Genomic DNA, 21794 nt, shown 5'->3' on the forward strand with positions numbered 1-21794 from the left:
ATGTTTAATGGTGAATTTAGATTTAAACTGTAGAAGCAAATTAAGAGAAATAGGAAGTAGGGAAAAAACAGTTCTGGCTTGAATTTTTATGCAATCGTTCTCGCAAACGTTCCCAAAATCTGCAAACGTTCTCATATATGATATTGTATCAACAAATGCTAATCCTTTTTTATTGGCTTGCAAATGAGAACCGAAACGATTATATTTGAATTCTTAACTCAATACATGTTATGAAGCACGTAACAATTAAAGAGATAGCACAGCAATTGAATTTATCCGTCTCAACAGTGTCAAGAGCATTGGCGGATGATAAGAATATACGCCGGGAAACCAAAGAAAAGATACTGGCACTGGCGGACATGTTAGGCTATAAACCCAATCCGGTAGCATTAAACCTGAAATATGGGCGAACAAATACCATCGGAGTGATTGTTCCCGAGATGGTGACACCTTTTGCGTCATCCGTGATAGAGGGCGTTCAGCAGGTTTTATATCCTCAGGGTGCGAAAGTAATTATCGCCCAATCGAATGAGGATTGGGAGAGGGAAAAAGACAATTTGTTGTTGATGGAGCGGTTCCGGGTAGATGGCATTATTATGGCTTTATGCCATCAGGATGCGAATGTCGAAGAGTGTGTACGTATCCGGAACGGAGGTACACCGATTGTTTTTTACGACCGTGTCCCCTCAAAATTAGATGTAACGAAGGTTGTAATAGACGACTATAGTAAATCTTTCCTTTTGACGGAGCATTTGATCCGTAGTGGTAGGAAACGTATTCTTTATTTGCAGGGACCGTCCTACATTCATAATACAAATGACCGGTTGCTGGGCTTTAAGGATGCATTGTATAAGTTTCATATCGACCACGACCCTTCATTGATAGTACGGACCCGTGTAAGTATTCATGACGGAAGGGCGGCTATAGAGGAAATTTTGTCTAAAGGCATAACTTTTGATGCTGTTTATGCATTTACAGACACGCTGGCTATCGGGGCAATGAACGTGCTGACCGAAAAAGGATTCCGGATTCCGGAGCAGATTGCTGTAGCCGGTTTCTCCGGTACGATACTTTCGACCATTGTAAATCCTCATCTGACGACAGTCGAACAGCCGCTTATCCGGATGGGACAAACGGCCGCCGAATTATTGCTTGAAAAGATAAAGGACCCATCAATTCCTCCTAAAACGGTGGTGCTTGACGCTGAAATTAAACTTCGTGCATCGACCGAAGGACAGGCATGACGGGGTGGTGATTGTCAGAAATTAAATTGGATAACCGCCTGTATACGGTTGGCATGTCCGGATTGATTATCCTGATTGGTTCTGCTTCCGTGTAAATATTCAATGCCGGTATGCCAATAAGGTGAAAATCTGTAGAAAAGATTGCATACGTAGAAATCACCGCACCGGTACTCTTTTGTCGATAGATTTTCTTCTTCTTCGGTTATACCAGCCTGGCTATAGCCAAAAGTAAATGGCATTTGAGGAAGGATATTATATTGGATACCGGCAAACCATGCGTAGGTTTTGGGGGCAATCATTTCTCCCAGTTTATTTACATCATTTATCAGGTCGAATTTGGATGTACCCAAATCCGAGATATAAGCAGCCAACCCTCGTCCAATCGTGCCTTCTCCAAATAGCTGGACTTTAGGACCTATTTTAAAGGTACCGCTTAATTTTATACCCCAGCCGATAGCTCTGTCAACTTCTGCTGTTACACTATTATAATAAAACAAGTTTCTCACAATGCCGGATAGACGGACATGGCCATCTTTCCATGCATAATTTATGTAAGCCGGAATATCCGGAATGCGTTGGTAGATGTCATGGTTTAAATATCCGTGTGTTATCAGTACACTGGGATATTCCAAGGATGCAGCGACTTTAATTCCATTTTTCCAACCATATTCGTAACGGATTAATAGGTTACGCGTAAGGGCGAAACCATTGGGACCCTCAAAATCGATGGTGGAAAAAGAAGCTTTCAGGTCGCAAAAGGTTGAAAATGTTTGTCCGAAAGTGGCTCCCATATAAGAAATATAGGCTTCACGTAATCGAAGTGCCTTGTTTGTTCCTCGGAAGTCTGTAGACAGATATCCTTCAAGTACTCCTTTTTTGGTTTGAATCAGGGTTTTAAAATAAAGCCGTGACGTAGAAGCATCCATTAGGAATCTTCGATCGTTTCCTTCCAGGGGATCGATCATAATGGAATAAGGTATAAAATCCAGATGATTAATGACTCCTCCGAAATCATATCCTGTGCGGAATTGAACGAAACCTCCGATGGCAAAGATTGCGTTGGCTTTGGAATCTGTTATCAGGAATCGTGGCATACCGTCCGGTTGTAGACCGGCACGAATGTTCTCTTCAAAGGATTTAATGGCTTTGCTTTTTACGGATGGGTCATTATTTTGTCCTAAGACAATGACCGTAGCAGAATCCTTATCTTCTTTTTCCCCTTTTTTATTTTGTGCATAGGTTGTTCCGTTAATACTTATCAGAAGTATTAATAGCTTGGTAAAGTTGGGTGTTTCCATGAGTCTTTTTCTTAGTCGGGTGTTTATTTAGAAAGTCTTTTTCTGTAAGGAACAGGAATCTAAGTATTCTCTTGTTAAGTTCCTTGTGTGGGGCATATCAAAACTATATATTTCTATCCATAGGCTCTCCTTTCATTGATTAAAATTGGGTTAGTTAATAATTTTCGGGAAATTCCATGCCTTTATTGCTTCATGCACTGCCCATAAGCGTTTTCTATGGCGGGAATTACCCTATTATAGACCTCTTGAACATCCACAATGTTCAACCCTTTTTTCTCCCATGAAGGTATTTGGCTGTTAAATGTATCGAAAACCATATCTTCTGTTTTTTGAAGTTCCTGGATATATCCGGTTCCGTCATTATTCCATAAAAGCCTCCAGTTCAGATATTTCTGTCCGTTTCCTCTATGGAGCGAATACACCTTGTCTTTCAGTTGTGAGGCGTATAAACAGAGCGGTGCTGTTTTTATATTTTTATCATAAATTACCAGTTTCGGTTGGTTTTCTCCCATTTTTACCCAAAGAGGAATGGCTATGGATGTCGGAGGGTATCCTAATGCTGTCCAAAGGGTGGTGAGTTCCGGGTTCGTTCCGGGCTTAACTCCTTGTATGACAATGGCAGCAGTCGATTCGCTTCTCGGAATCATATCCTGCTCAACAAACCATCCGCTTGTGCGATTCGGACTTTGCTGTTCGTTCTTGAGGTCTATATCCAACTGGCTGTTATAGAAAGAGCGGGAGGCTTCCTGTAAAATCCGTTGAGGAGTATATCCTTCGTGCTGCATTTTCAGGAAAATGGCAGTAGCCGTGTTATAACGTATATATCCGAGCCCTTTGTCTTTCTGTCCTTCAAAAGAGAAGTTGGTATAAATCAGATAACCGTTGGGGGCCAGTTTTTCATCGTTAACATCCTTCTTGAAATACCGGTCGTTTTTTGTTTCAAAATAAGCCGCCCCTCCATAAGCATCGATTACTCCGAAATTTGCTTCCACACGCATAGGGCGGGCTAATGTATCCAGGAAATGTTCGAAATCCTGTACGGTTTTGCATATGTTTAAAGCTTTCCGCATCAGTGAACCTTCATGGTCCATCACCTTTACATCATCATCTTTCAGGTTGAATGAGGCTGTATTCATGATACAGAAACCGGCTTCATTACTTCCTGTCCAGACAGCATCGTCGGTATTATTGCTATTCACCAGCCCCAGAAAGTTATACCCTCCGTCATTAAAAAATGCCATGTGGTTGAAAGGTGTTTCCGTGTCCCGGTGTTTCCACATAAGCGGACGTCCGTCCGGAGTTACTTTACCTGAAATAATAATGGAAGTGCAGGCTGCTATATCCTGTATGGATATAAGCAGGCATGCCGAAATAAGGCCGATAATTGTTTTCATAAAGTGTGTTTGTTATTTAGTTTTGTCTATAAAGAAATGATTTTTCCTTCTTTTCTGCTTTCTTCTGCAGCAAATGCCATCAGATGGCTCGCCAGTGAATCATCCAGCGGGGTACTCATCAGAGATGCATCTTGTTGGCGGATAGCTTCTATCCAGTCGCGAATCATACCGGCATCGCCCCCTCCGTGTCCTACACCTTCATAATTGAGGGCATCTTCTGCTTTTGTATCGTAAACTTCAGAAACTCCTGTGGCAAAATTCGTATAGGTAAACGTTTCCATGTCGCCTACAATATCGCCGTGTGTTCCCATAATACGGGTGCGTCGTCCTCCATAAGAGGTAAATGCTTCTATTGAAAAATTGACGGTAACGCCTCCTTCGAAGTCCATCAGCATCATATAATGGTCGGGCTGATTGTTTTGGCAGTGGTAGACGCATTTGCCGTAGTTACCTGTTTTCAGGTTTTCAAGAATAGCTTCCCCTTGTTTGTCCGGGTCTTCCGGCAGGTCGAATACATAGAGCCAGGTCCGGTCGCGGTAATAAATTTTCAGGGCGGAATAGGGGCAGGTTGCTTCTGCCGGGCATCCGTCCGTACAACGTTGGGGCGCGCCTTCCGGGGCTTTGTCTGCTTTGAAATGAGACAAATCCCCGAATGCAACTATTTTCTTACAGGGCTTGCCGATAATCCAATGTAAAATATCGAGGTCGTGACTGGATTTTGCCAAAACCAACGGTGTGCTTGCTTTGGAATCCCTCCAGCTTCCCCGGACGTATGAATGGCTCATATGAACATGGTCTACCGGTTCGAAATGCTGGATACTGACTAATTCTCCTATTTTTTTACTGTGGACCATTTCCTTCAATTTTATGAAGTACGGGGAGTAACGCAGCACGTGGGTAAGACAAACGATTCTTCCTTTTTCTTTCGCATAGGCAACCAGACGGCGGCATTCTTCTTTTGTTTGTGCAATCGGTTTTTCCAGCAGGATATCATACCCTAAATCCAGTGCTTTCATACAGGGGGCATAATGCAGATGATCCGGAGTGGCAATAATCACAGCATCAGCGAATTTGGGGCGGTTTAATAATTCTTCCCAGGTGGCCACGCGGTTTTCCTGCGGTACGTGATATTTGTCGCCATAGATATTCCTGCGTATTTCCACTAATTCGGCAATACCTGTAATTTTTAAATCTTGAGGATGTTCGAGGGAGTAATCTCCGTACAATTTACCTCTTCCGCTGGCTCCTAATACAATAGCCGTGACAGGAGCTGTCATGTCTTTCTTCATGGTATTTTTTCTTGTAATAAATAAAGGGAACTAATTGCTCAAATATACGTGTTAATAGAAGAGTTTACAAATACGCGAACCGAAAAAGATTGAAATTCTACTGTTCTTCTGAATGGAAACTCTGATAAAATGTTAGCGTTTTGCTTTTATAAATGATATTTTGATGGAATATAACCTTTTCTGTTGACGTGCAATGTATGCATAAAAGCCTTTTTAGGGAAGAACCGGCTCTTTTTTGTGTTAAAACGGAGCATTTTCTCTACTATCCGGCACTTTTTCCCATTTACTCCAGGGGTAATTTCAATTACCTGCGGTACTAATTCCAATAATCTGCGCGGCAAAACACCTATATTTTAACTTTAAAACATATATGTTTCGATTTTAAAGCATGTATGCTTTGTTTTTAGATGTTATAAAGCAGAGACGCAGCTCTGGAATGGTTTGAAAACCAAACCTTATTTGAGTATCAAAAAGATTGTTATTACCCACTTAATACAACAATATGTTTAGGCATGGATTTCACGGATTTCGCGGATTAATAAAAATGCAACAGGTATTAATCTGCAAAATCAGTGAAATCCATGCCTGATAATTGATATCCCCGTTATATCAATTAGTAATTATTTTATCATGTATATTGACAAACTGATAAAACAAAACTCTGTGAGAGTCGCGTATTTGCAATCGATCCCGGATATAGCTTCGTACAGGCGATATGGGAGAGGGGTGGTTTGTCAAAATGTCAATTTGTCATTTTGAGTTTCCTACAGGCTGGATATGTAGAGCGGCGCCGCCATCGGAAGCGAGCGGTAATAGAATCTTATCCCTTGCGGTAACGGTGAAAGTTTCTTTTACAAGATGGTTCGGATTGGTATCCGTGTCTTTAGCATCAAGGCTGAATAACCGTAGCGGATGCATCATCGATACGAACAGGAACGATTTGTTTGTTTTTCGTATTATTGATGTCATATTGCAATATCCGGTCTAATGTTTTCAATCCGTGGAGAAGGGCTTTCTGCGTTGCCCCTCTGATAGAGAGTTTATTTGCCGATATATCGAGTATATAATGTTCTTTCCCTTTTATGTCAAAGTCTGTCCAGAGTTCGATAACCGAATTGCCTTTTGCCCGGAAACCTCCCATAATGGCACTTTGCCCGAATCTTTCTCTCAATATGCGTTGTATTTCAAACAAGCAGGATGCCTGCTTCGGCAGATTTGTTTTTATTACGGTTTGCGGAGTGATAGTGAAGTTCTTTGTTCCTTTTACCTGCCCAAAAGAGAGTGTCGTCACTAACAGCAACAACAACATAATATTAAATTTCTTGACAATAAAAACCATAAATTCATTTATTTAAGATACTGTATCAAGGCATCGCATTGCTCCATGTATTGTTGCAGTGTGTCTGTCATTTCCGGCATTTCATGGAGTAAATCGCTACATACCTGTTTGGCTTCGGGCAGTTCCATCAATTCCGAAAAGTTTTTTTGCATTAATTCTCTTTTAGGCGGATAGCTTTCCGGAAGGTTGTCGTGTAGTAACTGATAGTAGCTGATGGACAGTGCAATTTGTTGTATTTGCTTTGTCTGCCCATCGGGATACTGTTCCAGTTTGGCAATTGCTTCCATATACAGATGTTGCTGCATTTCGACAGCAGCCGGATAATCACCCAATAAGACCAATGTCTGCAATATATAGATGCGGCAAGTGGCAAGTTCCTGCTCCGGCAACGGTAGTCCGCTCAGGTATTCAAATCCCTTTTTTGCCTCGATGAGAGAGAGCAGACGTTCCGGCGATAGTGTACCCGGATCTTGGGTTTTTAGCCATTGATGGCAAGCAAAACTTACCATGCAACGGTGAAGCAAGCGTGATGGATCATTTTCATTTCCCATATAAGACGCATAGCGGTCGGCTTCTGCAAATTCGTGCTTGCCGATAAATTCGTATACCATGCGTTTGCAGAACTCCGGAAATAAAGATTTCTGTTTCTCCTTCCATAGTTTGTACGGAGCCTCCCAACCGGCAAGGAAAGACATTTCTTCTTCTTCAAAATCGAAATCCATCTCGTTCCCATAAGCTTCCGCTACTTCAAACGCTTCGGGAACAGCCAGTAGTTCGAGCAATGCCCGGATTCTTTCCGGTTTCGGAGCATTGTCATCGTCCAAACCCTCTACCACGCAAAACAGGGGGAAGAATGCATACCAATGTCCCAGCGTATCAGCCCCTCTTTTATCTCCTTCCGCAAGTGCCTTTGAAGCCAGAGAGACAATCTGTTCCGCCAATTCCAAAATATTGAGCGGATGAAATTCCGCCTTTGGCGATGCCGGAAGAATACTTTGCTCCAGTAGTTTCTTCCACAGCTCAGACCCGTAGGTGACACAACACATCCCGGAACTGCAATCCATATATGTGCCGTCATCCAAGAAGCCTCCTTCTTCAGCAAGCTGCATAGCCTCACTACACTCCGGTTCCGGCAGCTGCTCCGGCGGCAGAAGAAAAAGATACCCGAGTTGTTCCAGTTCATCCCGAACTCGCAAGACAGTGTACCCACAATCCATTTGATTCTGAAGCTGATAAAGGCTATAACAAATATTTTGCGCCAAAGGTGGAACAGGCGAAGCGGTTGCCACTGTTATCACAGAATACTCTATCAAGCTTTCTATCGCGTGCATTGACATGATCGTTGTAATTTATAAGGATTACATAACTAAAGATATTTGTAATATAAAGGAAAATCTTTATCATCGAACGAAAAATCAAGACTTCCGATGAAGTTTTACAAAAATATAAAAAAACAATAATTATGCAATAACAAAAAACGATACTAATAGCACCGCAAACCTCTGGAAATTTAAAATAGAAACATATACTTTTTCAAATCTTGATGCAGGCGGGTTAAAGCCATCTTTATGTGGTATTTAACCGTGTTTATAGAAATTCCTAATTCTGTGGCGATTTCTTCATTTTTTTTATGTTCAAAGCGACTTTTTCTAAAAACACGCTTACATTCATCGCTTAATTTATTGATGGATTTACAAATCTCCTTCTCTAACTCATGTTCCAATAATATCCCTAACGGCTGTTCTTCGGATTGTATTATAGCATCCCACCCCGATGCTTCAGACTCTATCGTCGAGAGACGAACTTCCTTCTTTTCCTTTTCTGATGAGATATGGTTATAACAACGGTTCCGTACAGCCCGCATTAAATAAGCACGAAGGGAACTATTGATATCCAATGTGTCACGAATTTCCCACAAATGGAATATCACATCTCCAACTATGGTCTCTGCAAGAAATGGATCCCTGACCAGCTCATTTGCGAATTGACACAATACGACATAATGACGATCGTCTATATATCGATACGCATCTTGTTCGCCATTTCGTAACTTCTGTATTATTAACAGCTCCTTGACATCCATCTCTTCGCAAAGATGAGATTTAAAATCGAAAAACACAATGGATGGATAAACTGATTTCCTGTTTGTAGTCAAATCCCCTACACATGTTCCTTAATGGATCACCGTTCGTTTTTTAATTGTAGAAACAGAAAAATGGTTCCGGGTATTAGTATGATGCCGGCGGTAACCAGTAAGGCGGTTTTCAAAGAGTAAAAGTCGTTCATCCATCCGATAAAAGGGGCGATTGCTGCAAACATCAGGCGGATTATGAAATTACGGATGGAAAGGACGGTTGCCCGCATTTCCGAAAAAGTCATCTGGTTGATGTAGCCTTTAAGGATAGGCGTTGCGAATCCTCTGAAAATATAGAATATAAGAAGAATTGCCATACCTATATAAGAGAGATTGAAAGCCAAAGCAATGTATCCTCCGGAGATGATAGTTAATATAAGTATTCCCATTTTTTTTGGACCGAAGTAATTGTCTATCCGGTCTGACCAAAGCGCAGCAAAACCTACCGTCAGATTTAGCACTGTCCAAATAACGCCGTACCATGATATGGGTGTTTTCAGATAAATCAGTACCGGTTGTACAAACCATGCCATAGTCAGTGTAGCTGCGCCAATGACTCCGGAAAACATAATATTGTAGCACAGCTTTTTATTTGTAACAAGCGAATATTTGATAATCCTTATAATCTCGCTTGCCGGGTTTTGCAGTTTATTCTGGATTTTCCACTCCTGTAGTGCGAAAGCCGCAGGAATACCTGTAAAAGCAATGCCGGCCTGGGCATAGAATGGCAGACGCAATGAGTATGCTGCTAATAATCCTCCGAATATGCCGGCAAGCGCTTCTGCAAAATTGCCTATCATTGTAATCCTGCCTTCATAACGAAGGTATAGGCTTTCTTTTTTATAATGGGCGGTCGTATCGTATAATAAAGCGGAATCTGCTCCGTTTACCAAGGTCTGTCCGGTTCCCAATAGGATTTCTGCAATCAGGAATGCTTCAAAAGTAGAGGTAAAAGAATAACAGAGGTAACCGAAAAAGAATAAGATACATCCGGAAATCAAGCAATTGCGCCGTCCCCATACATCTGCCAGGTAGCCGGAAGGTATTTCCAAAGCTACGGCGGCTACGGAATATACGCTTTTAAGAATGAACACATCTTGCAACCCTAATCCATGTTTTTCATAAAACAATACGATGATAGGCATTACCAGGGTGAACCATTTGGATAATTTAATAATGTAGAGTGCAAGTATATTTCGTTTCATTCCAAGGCGTATTATTCTCTTCGGCAGGCAAACTTACACAAAAAAACTTTATTCTCCCTTGTCTTTGTTAGCGCATTGATATAAAACAAGCTCATAAGTATGGTTTTCTCAAATCATAGTTATGATTTTGGAAAACCATAACTATGATTTGAAAAAATGCAATTATGAAAAAGAATAATGCACGATTTGTTCGGTGCTTATACAGAGAGAGAAAAGTTGTCGTTATGATTGTTAATTCCTAAAAAAGTTCTTACTTTGCGACAATTTTAGACTATTAATTAGAAAAGTAACAAACTAATGCCATGATTTGGAATGAGACTATTGAATGTATGAGCCGCGAGGAAATGCGGAAACTGCAAAGTATCCGTTTGAGACGAGTTGTTGAACACGTATATCATAATTCTCCTTTCTACCGTAAGAAAATGCAGGAAATGGGAATTGTCCCGGATGACATTCAATCAATAGATGATATTGTTAAACTCCCGTTTACAGTTAAACAGGATTTACGCGATAATTATCCCTTTGGGCTGATGGCTGTGCCTATGTCCGAAATTGTTCGTTTACACGCATCATCGGGAACGACCGGAAAACCGATTGTAGTAGGTTATACCCGCAAAGATTTATCTATCTGGTCGGAAGTGGTGGCTCGTTGTTTAACAGCATATGGATTGACAAAGAACGATTCCGTACAGGTTTCCTATGGTTACGGATTATTTACCGGAGGTTTGGGAGCCCATGGCGGTGTTGAAAATATCGGCGGAACTGTGATTCCTATGAGTAGCGGTAATACACAGAAGCAAATTCAGTTGATGCACGACTTCGGGGCAAAAGGGTTGGCTTGTACTCCTTCCTATGCGCTGTATCTGGCTGAGACTATCCACGAATCGGGTATTCCTCTGGAAGAATTCCAGTTGCGTGTCGGTGCTTTTGGTGCAGAACCCTGGACAGAAAACATGCGTAAGGAACTGGAAGAAAAATTGAATATTAAAGCGTATGATATTTACGGACTGACAGAAATCTGTGGTCCGGGAGTAGGGGGCGAGTGCGAGTGCCAGAACGGTACTCACTTGTGGGAAGACCATTTCTTCCCTGAAATAGTAGACCCTGTAACCTTGCAGCCTGTGGAACCCGGGCAGCAGGGCGAACTGGTATTTACCACTTTGACAAAAGAAGGTATGCCGATGATTCGCTATCGTACCCGCGACCTTACGCATCTTATTTATGAAAAGTGCGCTTGCGGACGTACCACTGTACGTATGGGACGTATCCTCGGACGTAGTGATGATATGATGATTATTCGTGGTGTAAATGTATTTCCGTCGCAAGTAGAATCCGTGATTCTGGAAATGCCGGAATTCGAACCGCATTACCTGATTGTGGTAGACCGTGTGAACAATACCGATACCTTCCAGGTTCAGGTGGAAGTACGTCAGGAATATTATTCCGATGAAATGAATAAAATGCTTGCGTTGAAAAAGAAAATAGCCAACCGCCTGCAGAGTGTGATTGGTATCCAACCGGATGTAAAGATCGTGGAACCGCGCAGTATCGAGCGTAGTATGGGAAAAGCCAAACACGTAATCGATAACCGCAAATTAGTATAACCCCTAAAGATTGAATGCTATGTTAATTAAACAGTTATCTATCTTTCTTGAAAATAAGAAAGGACGTTTTACGGAAGTTGCAAAGATATTAGGTGAAGCAGGTGTAAACATGTCTGCATTTACAGTGGCTGAAAATTCGGATTTTGGTATTCTCCGTCTGATTGTATCAGACACAGAGAAGGCTATCCTGGTATTACGGGAAAAATTGTATGCGGTAAGCGTAGCCGATGTGGTTTGCCTGCATTGCCCGAACCAGCCGGGTGCATTGGCTAAGGCAATGGATATTATTACATCAGCCGGTATTTTTGTTGAATATATGTATGCTTTTTCACAGGGAGAAGCAGCCAATGTCATCATCCGTCCGGACAATGTAGAGAAGTGTGCGGAGGTCTTGAAAGCTAATAAACTGGAGCTGATTGCGGCCAGCGACTTATATAAGTTGTAAATATTAACGTTAAGCGCTTCGTTTATTTGTTGGAAAACCGTAACTTTGCGCGCTATTAAAAGTATGTGAATGAAAAAGGTTGTATTTTTATTGATGATGATGACTGTCTTGCTGTCTTCTTGCGGGGAGTATAACAAGATACTTAAAAGTACAGATTATGCATTGAAATATTCGTATGCAAAGAAATATTTCAATGCCAAGCAATATTCAAAATCTGCTACGATTTTAGATGAGTTGGTCCCTATTTTTAAGGGAACCGAATATGCCGAAGAATCATTGTATTTATTGGCGCAGAGTTACTACGGCCAGAAGGATTACCAGACCGCGTCGCAATATTTTAACACCTATTATTCGACTTATCCGAAAGGTGAATATGCCGAATTAGCGCGTTATTATTCCGGCTATGGTTTGTATCTGGATTCCCCGGACCCCCGTCTGGACCAGAAACAGACCTATGATGCAATTAACCAGTTGCAGCTTTATCTGGAATATTATCCGCAGAGCGAACGGGCAAAGGAAGCTCAGGATATTTTGTTTGAACTGCAGGAAAAACTTGCTTATAAGGAATTGCTTGCAGTCCGGTTGTATTTCAATTTGGGTACCTATATGGGTAACAACTATCTTTCAAGTGTGATTACAGCACAGAATGCCTTGAAGAATTATCCTTATTCCAAGTATCGCGAAGAATTTATGTTTTATATTATCCGTTCCAAATACGAAATGGCACTTGTCAGTGTGGAAGAAAAGCTACAGGGACGTTACCGCGACGTAGTGGATGAATATTATAACTATACGAACGAATATCCGGAAGGACAATATTTGAAACAGGTGCAGAAGTTCTACGACTATGCCAACAAGAGAATAACAGATACGTATTAACGATATAAATCAATAAAGTGTAAGTATGGATTACAGAAAAACGAACGCTCCAGCGAATACGGTTACCCGCGACATGATGAAGTTGTCTGCCGACACGGGTAATGTGTATGAAACAGTAGCTATTATTGGTAAACGTGCGAATCAAATTTCTGTTGAAATGAAACAGGATTTGGAAAAGAAACTCCAGGAATTTGCTTCTTACAATGATAATTTGGAAGAAGTATTTGAAAACAGAGAGCAGATTGAAATTTCACGTTACTATGAAAAACTTCCGAAGGCGACATTAATCGCTGCTCAGGAGTACGAAGAAGGTAAGGTTTATTATAAAAATCCTGCCAAAGAGAAAAATAACTTCTAAGAATTTTGGATTTGGGAATTGATGGTTGATGGATCAATTTCTCAATATACGAGATAAGGGGCAATTGTATGGCAAGCTGGTTTATGTAAGCTTGGTTTTACCAGTTGCCCTTTTTGTTCAACCTTCAATTCAGATATTCCGGTGTTCAATTTTTGATTACTCTTATGATACAAAGAATACAAACCGTATATTTATTTATAATAGCAATTTTATCTGTTGCAATGTTATTTATGCCACTTGCTGTTCTACAGTCGGGTGACCAGTTTATGTCTTTTGATGCAACAGGTATCAGTACAATGACAACACAACAGCCTGAGCTGATTTACCCGACATGGGGATTATTTGCTTTGAGTGCAATTGTGGCTTTGATTGCATTATTTACAATCTTCTTATTTAAGAAGCGTATGTTGCAGATTCGTCTTTGCGTGTTTAATGCTATTTTGATGCTGGGCATTTATGGTATGTTTGGCTTTTTTATCTGGAACCTGAAAGGGCAGATGGATAATGTGGCAGTGTCATTAAAGTTTGCTCTTGCATTTCCTCTTGTTTCTCTGATATTGGATTATCTGGCTATCCGTAATATTGGAGCGGATGAAGCATTGGTACGCTCTTTAAATCGTTTAAGATAAGGCGTCTGGTGATGAATTATTAATGCCGGTGGACTATCGGTTTTTCCTGAAATAGTAAGAGGATGTCTCAATCACTGGGACATCCTCTTTTTTGTAGAAAACCTAATAATCAATTTACCTAACCTAATACTCGATTATCAATTTTCCGCGTTAAGGTTTTCAGTCGTGTTTATTTGTCTAACTCTAGCATTTTCGTTTAATAGGGAGAAGTGTGGGTTAATCAACTATAACCTCATCAATATATACCCACGTATTTTGACCAGGGCGTACATGGTCTTTTGGACATATGCCCGGATTACCTAATTCAACCTTTAAATATTTACCTGTCGCGTTTATGTTATCAAATATTTTGTCTTCTGTCCGTATGCCTTTACGAAATATTTCGTCCGTAGTAAAAGTCTTTTCCCTGACTGTTGTGAATATGGTTCCGTCATTGGAAAGGGCCAACCGGATATATTTAGGTATATGGACAGCCATCCCGTAATTGGTGATACAACCGATTGTCACCTTATGGATCGTTTCTTCTTTTTGCAGGTCTATGATAAAGGATATGTCCTGGTTATACCATCCGCACCATTCGGAATCTGTATGTTTATCACTACCCCGTATACTATTGGTAATCCGGTAGACATCATTGTTGTCTTTACAAATTACAGGACATGCTGTTGCTTTATTCCATTGAAGGGGCAATACCAGTGTTTCTCCTTTTTGCTGTTCTCCGACAAAAGTTGCGGCCTTAATGGTCGTATTGCCGGTTATAGACAATGTATCACTATAAATTGGAGATGTGGCAACAGGCTCAGACTCATCTGTAGTATAACGGATTTCAACGTCCGGCCGGATACAGGAGAGAGATACATTCAGTACATTTCCGATTCCTTTGACGGAGTGGTCGAGGTTGTACATGGAATGGGCATAGTTAATTCCCATTATATCGTAATGTTGTGTAAGGTAGTCCAAACGTTTAAGGAAATCCGTCCAGTCTTTTGTGCCTTCAGGCGACCAAGCTGTTTCTGCAAATGCTGCCAAACGGGGGAACAGTAAATATTCCGAATCTTCCGGGGAACGGAGAAATTCTGTCCATAAGCAGGCTTCCATGCCAATCAGATTCTGTATGGCTTCCGGCTTCCAATCTTTTTGCACAGGCTCATAATCATAAACGTCTTTTAGTGTGTTATTGCCAAAGTAGGTACGGGGTTCGAACCATTGAGGACCTTGGTAACGAATCAGGTATAGGACGTTTGCTGGAGACATAATGAAAGGATGCCCCTGGAGCCCCGCCTTATATCCGGCTTCACCCATTTCACGCCAACCACAGATAATGGTGCCGTCGGGTATGGTACTATTTGTCAGTTCATCCCATCCGATAACTTGTTTGCCTTTGCTTTTTATATACTCGGCCATTCTGTTTATGAAATAGCCTTGCAAATCTTCAATATTAGTAATACCTTCTTTTTTCATCCGTTTCTGGCAAAGCGGGCATTTTTCCCAATAATATTTGGAAGCTTCGTCTCCGCCGATATGGATATAGGAAGATGGGAATATGTCTGAAACCTCATCAATCACATCTTCTAAAAAGTGAAATACATTTTCATTACCGGCACAATAAACATGCTTGGCGGCATCACCTCCCAAACCGGGTAAAACTCCGATAAAATCTTTTACCACCGGACAAGCCAGTGACGGGTAAGCCGCAAGTGCAGCATTGCTGTGGGCAGGCATCTCTATTTCCGGAATAATTTCTACGTTTTTATCGGCCGCATAATCTATAATTTCTTTCATCTCTTTTTGAGTGTAGAAACCACCAATGGGAGTTGGTTCACCTTTTACCGGATTTCTTCGTTGGGGGAAATCTCCACTTCGTTCAACGCGCCATGCTCCGATTTTCGTTAGTTCCGGATACTTTTTGATTTCAAGTCTCCATCCGTTATCATCGGTTAGGTGAAGGTGTAGACGGTTTAGTTTGAGCATAGCCATACCGTCAATTAGCTTTAATATATTTTCTTTAGGCATGAAAGTTCGTGCCACATCCAGCATCATTCCCCGGTATGGAAAACGAGGGCCGTCTTTTATGGTTGAAGAGCGTATTTTCCATTTCATGTCAGGGACCAGTGTCTTGCTTTCTATTTCCGGGGGAAGCATCATCCGTATTGTTTGTACTGCATAGAAAAAACCGCCGTTATCTGCTGCTGTTATCCGGATATGTATTGGGTTTATATCCAAAATATAATGTTCCGGTGCAATAGTCGTATCCGTATAAAAATTGATAGACGATAAGTGATAATTAGCAGGAGTTATCCTGATTTCAGGTGTGAACCCTGTTGGTTTACTAAGTAAATCAGCCAATTGCCAGGCAACAGTAACCTGCGTGTCATTTTCTATATTTATTACGGTATTGTCATCAAAATGGAAATAGGTGGATTTGGTTGCAATTTCTATAGGCTTAGGGGTAATATCCAACTGATTGTTTGTGGTAGTACATTGCACAAACAATAGAATAAAAACGATTGGTATAATTTTTTTCAAAATAAACATTATATTAGATGTTTTAGATCTGTCCGGTTAATTATATGGCGTATGTTTTGAGCAAAAGTATCTCTAAGACTTAATAATCATGTTCAATATTATCTAATAATGTTCCAAAATTGTCTTTTTTTAATATCTTTGTGATATTAATACGGTTAAAAGAAAAGACCACAGCTGCCATGAAATCTATATTGTTAAATATATTATTGCTGTTTATATGTATACCTTATATAGAGGCTGCTACCCAGTATTATTTTAAACAAATATTTTTAAAGAACGGATTATCTCAATCCACAGTAAGTGCAATCCTGACAGATTACAGAGGCGTGCTCTGGATTGGCACACAGTTCGGTTTAAATAGTTTCGACCAACAACAAATAACTCCTTATTATCAAAATAAGAATAATGACAATACACTTCCACATAATAATGTGCTTTTTCTGTGTGAAGACGAAAAATTAAATTTATGGGTGGGGACGGAAAACGGACTTGCCCGGTATAATAAAGAGAAAGACAATTTTATACGGATTACTGACGGAAATGAAGCCATTGTCGTTTATTCTTATGTATTGACAGATGATGGTATTTTCTTTTTTGGAAATGGTAAAGTTTATAAGTATTCATATATGGATAATGTATTGCATCCTGTTGAAATAGTTACCAGTGAAAAAATAGAGAGTGCCTTTACGGAAGCTTGTTTATATGATTCGGGTAGGAGGGAAATATTATTGGGATGTCGTTGGGGCGGAATGTGGATATATCATTATGGTACCGGGAGATTGCAAAAAGCACCTTTTACGCAGGAACAGAATATAACAGCTCTTTATAAGACTTTAGATGGGACTGTCTGGATTTCATCTTATGCTAGAGGGGTTTTTCATTATGATCGTGAAGGAATATTGAAAGAACATCTTACATCTCCCGGTTTGTTAAGTAATAATATTGTAATGGACATGAAGGAGAAAGACGGCAAATTGTGGATAGCTACCGATGGGGGAGGTATTTCTGTCTACGATCAGGAGTCTTGTTCTATGGAAGTGATAAAACATATATCCGGTGATCCTCATTCTATTCCTGTCAATTCATTCAATTGTCTTTATAATGATGCGGAGAATAATATGTGGGCTGGTAGTATACGTGGCGGATTAATAGGAATGAAAGAAATTTTTATTAATACCTATCAGGACGCGCCTTTGGGCTCATCAAAAGGCCTAAGCAACAGGACGGTTACCAGTATGTATGAAGATAAGGACAAAATGATATGGATGGGAACCGATGGTGAAGGACTTAACCGCTTCGATCCTGCTACCGAAATGTTTCGCCAGTATCCTTCCACGTATAGTGCAAAGGTTGTCTCCATAATCAGCCTTGGTGATTCAGAATTGCTATTGTCTTTGTTTGGAGACGGGTTGTACCGCTTTAATAAAAAGACAGGGCTTATAAATGAATACAGGGTTGCCGGAGATGAAAAATCGCGACAGATATTCCGTTCAGGTTTTACTGTGCATATGTATCGTCTGAACAAAGAACGGTTCTATCTTTTTGCAGATAGTGTCTATCTGTACGACCAGCCAAAGAATGAATGTACAGTAATCCCTTGTATGGATAAACAGGTTGCCTTATCCGCATTGCAATTGGTGCAAGGAACTGATACGGTTTGTTATTTACGGGGATCTGCCGGTCTTTTTAAACTGGATTGCCGGAATAATTTATTGTCTGCGTTTTATCGTCCGGACAAGTCTATAGGAACAATTAATGCAGGTTGTCCGGATAAAGAAGGTAATTTCTGGATTGGAACTACTTCCGGCTTGTATTGTTATGAGGTGGAAAAACATGAGATGGACTCGATAGAGAACGAACAGTTGGTAGGTTGTACATCTCTTGCCTTCGATTTTCATGGACGTCTTTGGGTTGGAACGCATGACGGGATGTTTGCTTATATGCCGGATGATCAACGTGTGATTAATTTTGGCGAATCGGACGGCGTTTTTGCCAAGGAATTTATTTTTAAATCACCATTGGTTTCTTTTTCAGGAGATGTTTATATGGCGGGTATAAGTGGATTGGTCCGTATTAAAAACGATTTGCAGTTTACGGAAAAAAAGGAACCTGTGGTCAATTTACTGGATATAGCATTGAATGGCATCTCTGTGGGAGCAGAAGTTGCAAGAAACAGAGGCTTGATAACTATCCCCTGGAATTATACCTCTCTCAATGCAAAAGTTATTGTAAAGGAAAACGACATGATGAGAAGGGTGTTATTCCGTTTTTATATACGGGGGGAACAAGAGGAGATTGTGCAGACTTCCAATCCAGTGCTTGCTCTTCACAACTTGTTTGTCGGAAAACATCATATATACGTGTCCTGTAATAAAAAGTATGGAGGTTGGAGTTCTCCGGTTAAAATATTTTCTGTAGTGGTTACCCCTCCCTGGTGGAGGAGTTCATGGTTCTATCTGTTATTTATCGTTGTTTTGCTAAGTGGTTTTGGCTGGTTAACTTATCAGGTAATCCGTAGGCGCAAACCTGAAGCAACTGCGGATGTAGAAACAATAATAATCAGTAATCCGAACGAACAGTTTTTGGCAAAACTGAACGAAATAATCAGCAATCATTTAACCAATCCTGATTTGGATGTGAATTTTGTGGCAGAACAAATGGCTATGAGCCGTGCCTCCCTCTATAGTAAGCTGAAACTTGTGGCAGATACCAGTATAGGAGATTATATAAATAAACTTCGGATGGAAAAGGCACTACTTTTATTAGCTGACAAGCAATTGAGTATTCAGGAAGTCTCGGAAAAAGCAGGTTTCACTCATCAACGATATTTCAGTACCGTATTCAAACAATTGTATGGAATGACTCCTTCCCGCTATCGTCAGGAACATTTTTCGTGATTATTTAATCACAGAAAACATATACGTTAACTTCACCGAAATAACCTGGTTGGATGATTTGGAGAAACGGTCTTCTTTCCGGCTGTTAAATATATCGCTAAGTCCGTAATAATAACGTCCTTCCAGTTGAAAAGAGCCGATACCAGTACGCAATTCCATGCCCGGCCCTCCACAGATACCCCAATCAAATCGCTTCTGTACGGCAAGATTATGTTGTTGGTTCTCGATATTAGGAGATGCTCCATTCAGGTTTTCGTCAGTACTTTCACTCAGGGCATATCCGATTTTCGGTCCTAAATTGACAAAAGCCCTGAAACGGTCGCTACCGAAATAGATATGAGTCAGGAACGGTATTTCTACATAGTTGATAGTTCGTGTATATTTATACTTAGTATCTTCAAACTTTTCATCCCAGCCGTATTGGGTAAAATTGATTTCACCTTGTAGTCCCAGATTTTTTTCTGTGATCCATCGCACGCTAACTCCACCGCTGTAGCCCAGTTTCATCTTTGTGTTCACTTTATAAACAGCGAAACTGATTTTTGAAAAGTTCGCACCAAAAGAACCTCCTATCAACAATTCTTTTTTGAAAGGTTTTTTTTGTGCCTGTCCACCGGCAGCCACAGTCAGTGCTATAATGAGTGTTACAATTATTTTTCGAATCATCTTATTTCGTTTCGGGTTACGTTATAATCGCTTTGATAGTGTACAATAAAAATATTTGTATTGATGAAACCGCCCCAGTTGTTTACACGGTGGAAATCAAAACCAGTCTGAATACTCTTATATTTGATATTATCCAGATTATTCTCAAAGTTTGTACCATATTTATTGATGGCTCCCAGGAAGAACATGCCGGTATCAAATCCCAGGATTCCGTATTTAGGGAATGTGTTAATCAGATTCTTACTGAACCAGGTTTTATAATGCGTATAGAAACTGGACACATCCTGCGAAAGGTTATCCGCATAGAAGTTACTGTAGATATAAGTATTCAATGCATAAAAGTCATCCAGGCATTCGCGGGTATAAGTTTGCCATTCCGGATATCCGAACAGAGTCATCATATATTCCGGTTTTGTTTCGGCAATCATGCGGAGCGGAGATTTTATTTTGTTCAATGCATTCAAAGAGCTGGAAGTCGGTACGACAATATTTCGTTTTCCACTTTCCAATACACTTGCTATATCTGTCTGGAAAGAATCTCCATTGTAATTCATTTCTTTATAACGGATATTACGTTGTCTCATCTCAGCTTTAAAAGCTTTGATAAAATCCGCTTTTTCGTCCTCATCCTTTATATTCAGTAGAATGATATTGTCTTCTGCAAACAAGTCGCAGCCTGCCTGTGAGGCGTTGGCATATAAATAGGAGTGAGGTGTATTTACTTGATATACGTATGCATTAGACAAAACATCGTCATTCTTGGAGGTAAAAGGGATCACATATTTGATTTTATTTTTCTGGGCGAAATTGGCAACCAGTTTAATTTGATCGTTTTGGACTGCACCTATAATCAGGTTGGTTTCTTTCAATGCATCCGTATTCAGCACCTCTTTAATTTTTTTTGTACCGTTCCCTGTGTCATAAACGGAAAGGTCAATAGAGCACCCGTTCTTTTGCAGGCTGTCTACAGCAAGCAATAGTCCTTCGTAATATTCAATAAAACGGGATGTTGTTGATGACGGATGGGGCTCTTCAGCCATAAACGGTAGCAAAAGAGCTACTTTTATAGTATTTACCCGTTTTATATTTTGGGGAGTTGCAAGCAATGCATTTACATCCCGTTCTGCAGGAGTTGCCTTCTCGACAGTTACACTTTCTTCTGTCTCTACCGGGATTTTAATGACCATACCGGCTTTAACGCCCCCTTTTAACTTGGGGTTTAGTTTGATAAGTTCATTGCTGGAAACGTTAAATTTCCGGCAAATACTGTACATCGTTTCTTTTTTCTCTATTTTATATTCGATTTCTTTCGTTACTGTCTGAATTTCGGTAACGGGCAGGCTTTCCAATGGAGTAGCCGGTATACGGATATTCTTGCCGATGGTGAATGTCGCGACGGATAATCCGGGATTAGCGTTTATAATATCTGCTCCCGGAACTTTATAACGGATAGATAAAGAATAGAGTGTTTCACGCGGTTGGATCGTATGGTAAATGTAGCCATCTCCTTTTTTATCGGTAGCCCCTGTCATCGTATCGCGTTGGGGTATTTTTAGAGTTGCTCCGGCTTTAATATACTCTTTGCTTCCGGGGTTCAAACGGTAAATATCATCAACTGTGACTCCATACATGGTAGCAATGGCATATACTGTCTGTCCCTGTTCTATAGTATGATAAAATATCTCATCACTTTGCCCGCTGGTTACGATAGTTTCAGGCTTGTTGTTTTGCGAATAAACGGTTACACTTCCAAAACTCAGAAAAGATATTAAAATGTAAATGCTAATCCTATTCATTTGCTGATTGATTATTTCACGCAAAGATAGAAATAAAAACCGAAAGATAATGCAGTAAGATGTATTTAGGGGAGTTCCCTGTCGCTGAACG

Annotated in this window: 18 protein-coding genes; 7 read left to right on the forward strand and 11 right to left on the reverse strand. The window is 40.5% G+C overall.

The genetic code is table 11. The features are described 5' to 3' along the window. The first annotated feature begins 230 nt into the window (after positions 1-230). Positions 231-1244, forward strand: a complete 1014-nt coding sequence (locus tag ACGE0T_RS06850; protein ID WP_459189786.1) for a LacI family DNA-binding transcriptional regulator — start codon at positions 231-233, stop codon at positions 1242-1244. Positions 1245-1258: 14 nt separating this feature from the next. Here ACGE0T_RS06850 and ACGE0T_RS06855 read toward each other — a convergent pair whose 3' ends face one another. From ACGE0T_RS06855 to ACGE0T_RS06890, 8 genes are all read right to left on the reverse strand, one after another. Further along, complete coding sequence (locus ACGE0T_RS06855) at positions 1259-2542, reverse strand: DcaP family trimeric outer membrane transporter (protein WP_459189787.1); 1284 nt, start codon at positions 2540-2542, stop codon at positions 1259-1261. Between the two features lie 182 nt (positions 2543-2724). Then, a complete protein-coding gene (locus tag ACGE0T_RS06860; protein WP_459189788.1) occupies positions 2725-3936 on the reverse strand; it encodes a hypothetical protein in 1212 nt (403 codons plus the stop codon). Positions 3937-3962: 26 nt separating this feature from the next. Continuing rightward, positions 3963-5225 (reverse strand): Gfo/Idh/MocA family protein, encoded by a 1263-nt coding sequence (locus tag ACGE0T_RS06865; protein ID WP_459189789.1) that lies wholly within the window; start codon positions 5223-5225, stop codon positions 3963-3965. Between the two features lie 750 nt (positions 5226-5975). Beyond that, positions 5976-6146 carry a hypothetical protein gene (locus ACGE0T_RS06870; protein WP_459189790.1) on the reverse strand — a complete coding sequence of 57 codons (171 nt, stop codon included), beginning with the start codon at positions 6144-6146 and terminating at the stop codon, positions 5976-5978. Then, positions 6115-6564: a glycoside hydrolase family 20 zincin-like fold domain-containing protein gene (locus ACGE0T_RS06875; RefSeq protein ID WP_459189791.1), complete on the reverse strand. Its 450-nt coding sequence runs from the start codon at positions 6562-6564 to the stop codon at positions 6115-6117. Before ACGE0T_RS06875 ends, ACGE0T_RS06870 begins: the two co-directional genes overlap by 32 nt. A gap of 8 nt (positions 6565-6572) precedes the next feature. Then, positions 6573-7901, reverse strand: a complete 1329-nt coding sequence (locus ACGE0T_RS06880; RefSeq protein WP_459189792.1) for a hypothetical protein — start codon at positions 7899-7901, stop codon at positions 6573-6575. A gap of 173 nt (positions 7902-8074) precedes the next feature. Then, positions 8075-8647 (reverse strand): RNA polymerase sigma-70 factor, encoded by a 573-nt coding sequence (locus ACGE0T_RS06885; RefSeq protein ID WP_459190432.1) that lies wholly within the window; start codon positions 8645-8647, stop codon positions 8075-8077. A gap of 98 nt (positions 8648-8745) precedes the next feature. Continuing rightward, a complete protein-coding gene (locus ACGE0T_RS06890; RefSeq protein ID WP_459189793.1) occupies positions 8746-9903 on the reverse strand; it encodes an MFS transporter in 1158 nt (385 codons plus the stop codon). Positions 9904-10205: 302 nt separating this feature from the next. Here ACGE0T_RS06890 and ACGE0T_RS06895 point away from each other — a divergent pair, with 302 nt between their 5' ends. The 5 genes from ACGE0T_RS06895 (at position 10206) to ACGE0T_RS06915 (ending at position 13818) form a co-directional block, all read left to right on the forward strand. Then, positions 10206-11507 carry a phenylacetate--CoA ligase family protein gene (locus ACGE0T_RS06895; RefSeq protein WP_459189794.1) on the forward strand — a complete coding sequence of 434 codons (1302 nt, stop codon included), beginning with the start codon at positions 10206-10208 and terminating at the stop codon, positions 11505-11507. Positions 11508-11526: 19 nt separating this feature from the next. Next, positions 11527-11952 carry an amino acid-binding protein gene (locus tag ACGE0T_RS06900; RefSeq protein WP_459189795.1) on the forward strand — a complete coding sequence of 142 codons (426 nt, stop codon included), beginning with the start codon at positions 11527-11529 and terminating at the stop codon, positions 11950-11952. A 69-nt stretch (positions 11953-12021) separates the two neighbouring features. Continuing rightward, positions 12022-12831, forward strand: a complete 810-nt coding sequence (locus ACGE0T_RS06905) for an outer membrane protein assembly factor BamD (RefSeq protein ID WP_459189796.1) — start codon at positions 12022-12024, stop codon at positions 12829-12831. A gap of 25 nt (positions 12832-12856) precedes the next feature. Beyond that, on the forward strand, positions 12857-13189 hold the full coding sequence (locus tag ACGE0T_RS06910) for a DNA-directed RNA polymerase subunit omega (RefSeq protein WP_459189797.1): 333 nt from the start codon (positions 12857-12859) through the stop codon (positions 13187-13189). Between the two features lie 164 nt (positions 13190-13353). Continuing rightward, positions 13354-13818 (forward strand): DUF4293 domain-containing protein, encoded by a 465-nt coding sequence (locus tag ACGE0T_RS06915; RefSeq protein WP_459189798.1) that lies wholly within the window; start codon positions 13354-13356, stop codon positions 13816-13818. Positions 13819-14034: 216 nt separating this feature from the next. On the opposite strand, the gene ACGE0T_RS06920 is transcribed toward ACGE0T_RS06915, so the two are convergent. After that, positions 14035-16353 (reverse strand): glycoside hydrolase family 20 protein, encoded by a 2319-nt coding sequence (locus ACGE0T_RS06920; protein ID WP_459189799.1) that lies wholly within the window; start codon positions 16351-16353, stop codon positions 14035-14037. Positions 16354-16523: 170 nt separating this feature from the next. Between ACGE0T_RS06920 and ACGE0T_RS06925 the strand changes: the two genes are divergently transcribed. Then, positions 16524-19241: a two-component regulator propeller domain-containing protein gene (locus ACGE0T_RS06925; RefSeq protein ID WP_459189800.1), complete on the forward strand. Its 2718-nt coding sequence runs from the start codon at positions 16524-16526 to the stop codon at positions 19239-19241. Here ACGE0T_RS06925 and ACGE0T_RS06930 read toward each other — a convergent pair whose 3' ends face one another. Then, positions 19242-19907, reverse strand: coding sequence for a porin family protein (locus ACGE0T_RS06930; RefSeq protein ID WP_459189801.1), 666 nt, complete (start codon positions 19905-19907; stop codon positions 19242-19244). Then, positions 19904-21703, reverse strand: coding sequence for a LysM peptidoglycan-binding domain-containing protein (locus tag ACGE0T_RS06935; protein WP_459189802.1), 1800 nt, complete (start codon positions 21701-21703; stop codon positions 19904-19906). The genes ACGE0T_RS06930 and ACGE0T_RS06935 overlap by 4 nt, the downstream gene beginning before the upstream one ends. Positions 21704-21794: the final 91 nt, after the last annotated feature.

This window comes from Parabacteroides sp. APC149_11_2_Y6, from assembly GCF_054506995.1.